Source organism: Conyzicola sp., from assembly GCF_057073975.1.
This window is the reverse complement of record NZ_JBXMIS010000141.1, coordinates 1-6,786: the sequence shown is the minus strand read 5'-3', so window position 1 is coordinate 6,786 and position 6,786 is coordinate 1. Positions and strand designations below refer to the sequence as shown.

Annotated in this window: 8 protein-coding genes and 2 tRNA genes; 4 read left to right on the top strand and 6 right to left on the bottom strand. The window is 67.7% G+C overall.

Features of this window, described 5'->3' with window-relative positions; translation table 11 throughout:
* Nucleotides 1-205 precede the first annotated feature (205 nt).
* Together AC14A7_RS13155 and AC14A7_RS13150 are read left to right on the top strand one after the other, a co-directional pair.
* Nucleotides 206-343 carry a hypothetical protein gene (locus AC14A7_RS13155; RefSeq protein WP_484009780.1) on the top strand — a complete coding sequence of 46 codons (138 nt, stop codon included), beginning with the start codon at nucleotides 206-208 and terminating at the stop codon, nucleotides 341-343.
* Nucleotides 344-395: 52 nt separating this feature from the next.
* Nucleotides 396-1,943 (top strand): cation:proton antiporter, encoded by a 1,548-nt coding sequence (locus AC14A7_RS13150; protein ID WP_484009778.1) that lies wholly within the window; start codon nucleotides 396-398, stop codon nucleotides 1,941-1,943.
* 85 nt (nucleotides 1,944-2,028) lie between these two features.
* On the opposite strand, the gene AC14A7_RS13145 is transcribed toward AC14A7_RS13150, so the two are convergent.
* The 6 genes from AC14A7_RS13145 to AC14A7_RS13120 all read right to left on the bottom strand — a co-directional run bounded on the left by AC14A7_RS13145 (nucleotide 2,029) and on the right by AC14A7_RS13120 (nucleotide 5,918).
* Nucleotides 2,029-2,424, bottom strand: a complete 396-nt coding sequence (locus AC14A7_RS13145; RefSeq protein ID WP_484009776.1) for an HAD family hydrolase — start codon at nucleotides 2,422-2,424, stop codon at nucleotides 2,029-2,031.
* Nucleotides 2,425-2,513: 89 nt separating this feature from the next.
* The gene (locus tag AC14A7_RS13140) at nucleotides 2,514-4,238 is read right to left on the bottom strand and encodes an aminotransferase class V-fold PLP-dependent enzyme (RefSeq protein ID WP_484009774.1); all 1,725 of its coding nucleotides are present in this window, start codon (nucleotides 4,236-4,238) and stop codon (nucleotides 2,514-2,516) included.
* Nucleotides 4,239-4,247: 9 nt separating this feature from the next.
* On the bottom strand, nucleotides 4,248-5,078 hold the full coding sequence (locus tag AC14A7_RS13135) for a PhzF family phenazine biosynthesis protein (RefSeq protein WP_484009772.1): 831 nt from the start codon (nucleotides 5,076-5,078) through the stop codon (nucleotides 4,248-4,250).
* 160 nt (nucleotides 5,079-5,238) lie between these two features.
* A tRNA-Arg gene (locus AC14A7_RS13130) sits at nucleotides 5,239-5,310 on the bottom strand.
* Nucleotides 5,311-5,353: 43 nt separating this feature from the next.
* On the bottom strand, nucleotides 5,354-5,614 hold the full coding sequence (locus AC14A7_RS13125; RefSeq protein ID WP_484009770.1) for a thioredoxin family protein: 261 nt from the start codon (nucleotides 5,612-5,614) through the stop codon (nucleotides 5,354-5,356).
* A 25-nt stretch (nucleotides 5,615-5,639) separates the two neighbouring features.
* Nucleotides 5,640-5,918: an oligoribonuclease gene (locus tag AC14A7_RS13120; protein WP_484009768.1), complete on the bottom strand. Its 279-nt coding sequence runs from the start codon at nucleotides 5,916-5,918 to the stop codon at nucleotides 5,640-5,642.
* Nucleotides 5,919-5,993: 75 nt separating this feature from the next.
* On the opposite strand from AC14A7_RS13120, the gene orn reads away from it, so the two are divergent.
* Both orn and AC14A7_RS13110 read left to right on the top strand, forming a co-directional pair.
* Nucleotides 5,994-6,614, top strand: coding sequence for an oligoribonuclease (gene orn / locus AC14A7_RS13115; RefSeq protein ID WP_484009766.1), 621 nt, complete (start codon nucleotides 5,994-5,996; stop codon nucleotides 6,612-6,614).
* Between the two features lie 46 nt (nucleotides 6,615-6,660).
* Nucleotides 6,661-6,736 (top strand) — tRNA-His (locus AC14A7_RS13110).
* The last annotated feature ends 50 nt before the right edge of the window (nucleotides 6,737-6,786 follow it).

The window sequence follows — 6,786 nt, the reverse complement described above, 5'->3', positions numbered from 1 at the left end:
CGTTCGAGAATCTGTACCTCACCGGCGCAACCGCCGGAGGCCCGGGACTCCAAGGCGTGGTCGGCGCGAGCATGCGGCTCGTCGAGCAGCTGCCGCGCGAGCCCTGAGGGGCGACGTCGTCCGAAAGGTCTTCGGGCATCGGTACGCGTCCGCCGTCAGAGCTGCTTGCGCGTCCAATCCACGAGGAACAGCACGGGCGCACCCAGTGCCGCCAGCCCCACGAGCCACGGCGCGATCGGTCCGGTTCCGCACCAAGCGCATGATCGTCGCCAAGCAGCGCTTCTACCCGATCGGCGAGTTCTGGCTCATAGATGACGCGGTGGAGTGCTTCCAGCCGGGATAGCTAATCCCCCGGCAGTATGTCAGGCCAATGCGGGCTGATTAGGCTGGCCCGCATGGGTGAGGCACTGCTCCTTCTCGTCGTCATCGGCGCAGTTGCGCTGACCGCCTTCGCGAGGAGCAAGGGCATTCAGGCCGGGCTCGTGATCGTCGTGATCGCGGCGGGAGTGTCGTTCATTCCCGGCATCGAGCGGCTCGAGCTCGAGCCAGAGCTCATCCTGGGCCTCGTGATGCCGCCGCTGCTCTACTCGGCGACGCAGAGCTTCTCGTTCTTCAGCTTCATTCGCAACCTCCGCCCGATCGTCGGCCTTGGTCTCGGTCTCGTGCTCGTCACGACGGCCGCGGTCGCAGGGCTCACGTCGTGGCTGCTGCCGAGCATCGGCGCGGCCGGGGCGCTCGTGCTCGCGGCGACCGTGTCCCCGCCTGACACTGTGACGACAGTCACCCACGGCAAGGAGCTGGGTCTCAGCAGGAAGGTCATCGCCATCCTCACCGGCGAGAGCCTCGTCAACGACGCCACCGCCCTCGCGATCTTCTCCGTTGCCGTGGCGGCCGCCACGGGTGAGCAGACGTTCATCGAGCAGCCCGTGCTGCTGTTCGGCTACGGCGTGCTCGTCGGCACAATCGTCGGCTTGGCGCTCGGGGCTCTCGTCATCTGGGTGCGCGGGCGACTCGGCAACCCCACCCTGGAGACCACGGTGAACGTTCTCGTGCCGTTTGCCGCGTTCCTGCTGGCAGAGGAGCTGAACGCCTCTGGAGTGCTCGCCGTCGTCTTCGCCGGGTTCTTCGTGGCGGTGAACACCGCACACGACGAGCGGCGCAACCGGTTCAAGACGCAGCACCTGACTCGACTGCAGGAGAGCAGTGTCTGGCCCGTGCTCGACGTGCTGCTCGAGTCGTTCGTTTTCGCCTACATCGGTCTACAGCTCAAGTTCGTCATCGACGATCTCATCGAGTCTGGGGAGCAGGTCGGGGCGACCATCGTCGTCGGCATCCTGGTGCTGCTCGTCGTCATGCTCGTTCGCCTCGCCTACGTGTACCTCGTGTTCACCCGTACTGCGGTCGGCGTCAGGATGCGTGCGAAGCAGCTCGAGCGCAGCAACCGGGCTCGGCTGCGGCAGGCCTGGACCCGCCGAGTGCGCAGACGGCAGGGACGACCCGACCGTCGGCCGCCGATCGTGCTCACCTGGAAGGAGCGGCTGCTCGTGGCGTGGACGGGCATGCGGGGCATCGTGACGCTGGCCGCGGCGGGGGCGATTCCCGCCACGACGGCGACGGGGGCTGCGTTCCCTGGCCGCGCATCCATCCAGTTCATCGCCTTCGTCGTGGCCATCGGCACTCTCGTGATCCAGGGCGCGACCCTCCCGCTGCTCGCGCGGGCGCTGGCAGTCGACACTGCGGAGGAGGATGCCGAGGCGAAGAGCGGCCTCGCCGCTGCCGAGCACGCGGCTGCGACCGGAACGACGTACGACACGCGGCGACTCGCCCTCTCACAGGCCGTTCGCGATGGCGGCGTCGATGACGAGTTCGCCCGGGTGGTGCTCACCCGCATCGACCGTGAGCAGGCGGCCGACGAGGCAGGCCACGGCGGCAGCGAGAGCTAAGAGTCCCCCGCGTGCCGATTGTCATTGCCGAGCCGTCGTTCGTCGGCGCAATCGACCGCTCTCGCACGACGAGAGCGACGTGACGCTAGGCCAATAGACCGGCGAGTGGGCTCTCATCGAGCGACGCGAGCAGAGCGGCCGTGTCGTCGTAGACCGCGACAGCGCCGGCGTCGAGCAGCTCGGCCGCCGAGATGCCCCCAGAGAGCACCCCGATTGTGCGAACTCCGGCCCGGGATGCGGCGATCACGTCATAGATCGTGTCGCCGACAAGCATGGCGCGCTCCGCATCCACCCCCGCCTTGCCCAGCGCGACCTCGATAAGGTCTGGCTCGGGCTTGGCCTCTTCGACGTCGCCGCTCGAGGTCACGTGGGCGACGTGGTCGTCCACCTCGAGAATGTCGCGCAGCAGGGCGAGCTCGTCCTCCGATACAGCGGTGGATGCGCCACGCGTCGACCGGAATTCCCAGCATCGCGAAGGCATGCCCCCAGCTCTCGACGTGCAGGTAGTTGGAGTCGACGAGCGTGCCGTCGATGTCGAAGAGCACTGCGGTGTCTGCCATCCGCCCGACGCTAGACCGACTTGCCGAGGCTCTCCTTGGGAAGGTCGAACCAGCGAAGGTGCTCGAAGTCGTCGCCGAGTTCGTGCGCGACGCTCTCGCCCGAGAGCTCCGGCAGTGAGGCGAGCAGCTCGCGGGCGAACGACAGGTAGCCGCCGAGCGCCTCCTCCCCCACGGTGTCCTCGTGGTGCGGGTAGGTGAGCTCGCCGTCAACGTAGGCGAGCTGCGACAGGCGCAGCGGCGGCTCGATCGCGCCGCGCTCGTGGCGCCAGAGGCCGCTGCCCGCGTCGAAGCGGTAGAGCGGTGTGAGCTTGTGACCGTGCTCGGCGACGAGCGCCACGGCCTCGACGATGTAGCGGAACACCTGCTCGCTGAGGAAGTAGTTGAAGTTCACCCGGATCCATCCCGGTTTGATTCCCTCGCAGCCGGTGGCGATCTGTCGCTCGAAGGCGTGCGAGCGCTCGAGGTCGATGCCGAGGAGGCGGTGTCCGTAGGGGCCAGCGCACGAGCATCCACCTCGCGCCTGGATGCCGAACAGGTCGTTGAGGATCGAGACGACGAGATTGTGGTGCATGTACCTTCCACCCGGCCGGCGGATCACGAAGCTCACGATCGAGAGCCGCTCGGCAGTCGGGTTGCCGAGCACCTCCATCGTCGGCACGGCCGACCACGCGGCGAGAGCGCGCTGAAGGAGGTCGTGCTCGTGGGCCTTGATCTCTGGCACGCCGACGGCGTTCTTGAGGTCGAAGACGAGCCCGGCCCGGATCGACTCGATGATCGCCGGCGTGCCGGCCTCCTCGCGGTGAGCGTGGTCGGTGAGGTAGCGGTGCTCCTCCGGGTTGACGTAGGCGACGGTGCCGCCCCCGACGAGGTCCGGCACGGAGTTCGTCAGCACCTTCTTCGACACGACGAGCACCCCGGGGGTGCCGGGGCCGCCGATGAACTTGTGCGGCGAGAGGAAGATGGCGTCCTTCCTCGCGTCGACCGAGCCGTCGTACGGGTTCATCTCGATGTCGACATACGGCGCGGCCGCGGCGAAGTCCCAGAACGCGAGCGCGCCATTGGCGTGCAGCAGCCGAGTGATTCCGTGGGTGTCGGTGAGGATGCCGGTCACGTTGCTCGCTGCGCTGAACGACCCGATCTTGAGCGGGCGATCGCGGTATCGCTCCAGCTCGGCAGCGAGCTGGGCTGCGTCGATGTGACCGTCGGCTGTCTCGTGAATCGTCACGACATCCGCGATCGACTCCCGCCACGGCAGCTCGTTGGAGTGGTGCTCGTAGGGGCCGATGAAGACCACGGGGCGCTGGTCGACTGGTATCGACAGCCGCAGCCCGTGCTGCCGGTCGAGGTCGGCGGGGATGCGAATGCCGAGGATGCCGACAAGCTTGTTGATCGCGGCGGTCGACCCACTGCCGGCGAAGATGACGACAGAGTCGTCGTCGCCGTTGACGGAGCGGTGGATGATGCCGCGGGCGTCCTCGCGCAGCCGCGTCGTCTGCAGCCCGGTGCCACTCGACTCGCTGTGGGTGTTGGCGTAGCGGGGCAGCACCTCCGCCCTGATGAAATCCTCGAGGAAGCCGAGCGCGCGTCCGCTCGCGGTGTAGTCGGCGTAGGTGACGCGTCGGTCGCCGAACGGGCCGCGCATGACCTGGTCGTCGCCGATGACCGACTCGCGGATGCGGGTCAGCAGCGCGGAATCGGTCAGCGAGGGGTCGCGAGGCGCAATGCTGTCAGCCATGCCGCAAGGCTACTCGCGTAGCTCTTCTGCGCTACCGGTGACGCGAATGCGCCCCTCGACAGGGATTTCGACGGTGATGACCGAGGGCCTGCCGATCTCCGTGCCCTGCGACACGGTGACGATGGCCGGGGTCTCGACGTGACCTCCAGCGCGGAGGTAGGCGCCGAGCCCGGCCGCGGCCGAACCAGTCGCCGGATCCTCGCGGATACCGCCGCGCGGAAACGGATTGCGGGTGGCGAACCGCGTTGCGTCGACCCGGTGCACCACCGGGATGGTGCCATCCCATCCCTCGCGATCCTGCAGCGAAAGAACCGCCTCACCATCGTGGTCGAGTCGCGCAAGCACCCCCGCTCGCACGGGGACGATCGGATGCGGATTGCCGCCCCGCACGAACGCGGGAGGCAGCGCCGGGTCGAGATCGTCGCGGGTGAGCCGGAGGGCGGCGAGCAGCTCGTCGACCAGGCTCGCGGCGAGCGGCGACACGGTGGTGTCGACGGCGACGAGCGTCGCGTGCTCCGGTGTCACCTCGACAGGAACCTCGCCGGCGTTGGTCGTGAGGGCGACGATCGGACCGGCGCCCCGCCGTGCAAGGGCAACCCCGGATGCCACGGTCGCGTGCCCGCAGAACGCGATCTCCGCGCGTGGGGTGAAGTACCGGATGCGCGCCGCGTCGCTCGAGATGCCGGTGAGGAACGCCGTCTCGCTGAACCCGAGGTCTGCGGCGATGCGCAGCATGTCGGCCTCGTTGAGGCCCTCGGCGTCGAGCACAACGCCGGCGGGGTTGCCCGACGACGGGTCGGGCTGCGGAGTGGTGAAGGCGCGGTAGGTCAGGATCTGCATGTCTCTAGCGTGGCGAGGCGCTCGTAGCCAGCGCGACGGCCAATGCACAGGCTGTGGCTTGAACCCAGCCCCGCGCGCGGCGCGTTTCGCAAACACCTGCTGAGGTCGGGCGAGAGTCCTGAGATTCCCGACCTTCCCGCTCGGCGCCGACCCCAGTGAGTCCCCCCGGAGGGATTCGAACCCCCGGCCATGCGGGTAGAAACCGCGTGCTCTTCCGCTGAGCTACGGGGGGATGCTGCCGCCGCGTGCGCGTCCAAGAATAGCGGACCGCTGGCTCAGACCGCCTTCGCCAGCGCCGCGAGCACCTGGTTGAGGGTCGGCACGCCTTCCGCACGAAACACCTCATGGTTCGAGGCGTCGAGCACGACAACCGTCGGAGTCGAGCGAATGCCGGCCCGCTCCGCCTCTTCCGTCTCGCGCGCCACGTCAAGCTCGGCGATCCGTGCGGCGGGAACCAGCGCGGCAACCTGCGCGAGCACGGCTCGGGTCTGCATGCACGGGTCGCAGAACGACGAGGAGAAGAAGAGCAGGTTCACGAGAGGTGCAACCGCTCCGCGGGCTCTACTGTTCCGAGATGCGCTCGTCGGGGTCCTCGAGGGCCTCGCCGTGCGTCGGGTCGAACGTGTAGGTGACCTGCACCTGGTCGCCGACCGCATGGGCGACGGGCGAGCCGTAGACGACCTGCGTCTCCTTGCCGTCGAGTGCCACGAGCACCGTCAGCTCCTCATCCCAGGAGCCATCGGTCGAGATCCGGCGGTCGTTGCGGCCGTCGTACGGTCCCTCGGCGTAGAAGACGATGTACTCGTCGCCGCGGGCAATGGTGGGCTTGGACTCAGTCATGGGTCAAGTATTACCAGACTCGGCTCAAAGAGCACCGCACCCGTCGAGGTCGGCGTCGCGAACTAGACTTCGAGGATGCCTAGCACCGCCGATCGACTTGTCTGGATCGACTGCGAGATGACCGGTCTCGATCTCACGATCGACGAGCTCGTCGAAGTCGCCGTCGTCATCACCGACTACGACCTCCAGCTCGTCGACCCCGGGTTCTCCATCGTCATCAAACCAGACCAGTCCGCCCTCGACTCGATGGGTGACTTCGTGCGCGACATGCACACCTCGAGCGGGCTGCTCGACGAGATCCCCGCCGGCGTCAGCCTTGCCGACGCGGAGTACGCGGTGCTCGAGTACATCCTGAAGTTCGTTCCCGGTGCGCAGTCGGCACCGCTCGCCGGCAACACGATCGGCACCGACCGCGCCTTCCTCAACAAGTTCATGCCGCGCGTCGACTCGCACCTGCACTACCGCAGCATCGACGTCTCCTCGATCAAGGAGCTCTCGAAGCGCTGGTTCCCGCGGGCGTACTTCAATGCCCCGTCGAAAGACGGCGGCCACCGTGCCCTCGCCGACATCCTCGAGTCCATTCGCGAGCTCGAGTACTACCGTCGCGCGGTCTTCACGGCCGACCCTGGACCGACCACCGACGAGGTGCAGGCCATCTCGGCGGCCGTGGTGCAGCAGTTCGCCCCGCACCTGTAATACAATCGATGAGTTGTCTGCTCCACGGAGCAGATCCAACCGCCTGGTGGGCGTAGCTCAGTTGGTAGAGCGCTGGCTTGTGGAGCCGGATGTCGCGGGTTCGAGCCCCGTCGTTCACCCCAGTCGAAGGGGCGGGCGAGGAATCGACCCGCCCTTCTTTTTGTGTCAGGCT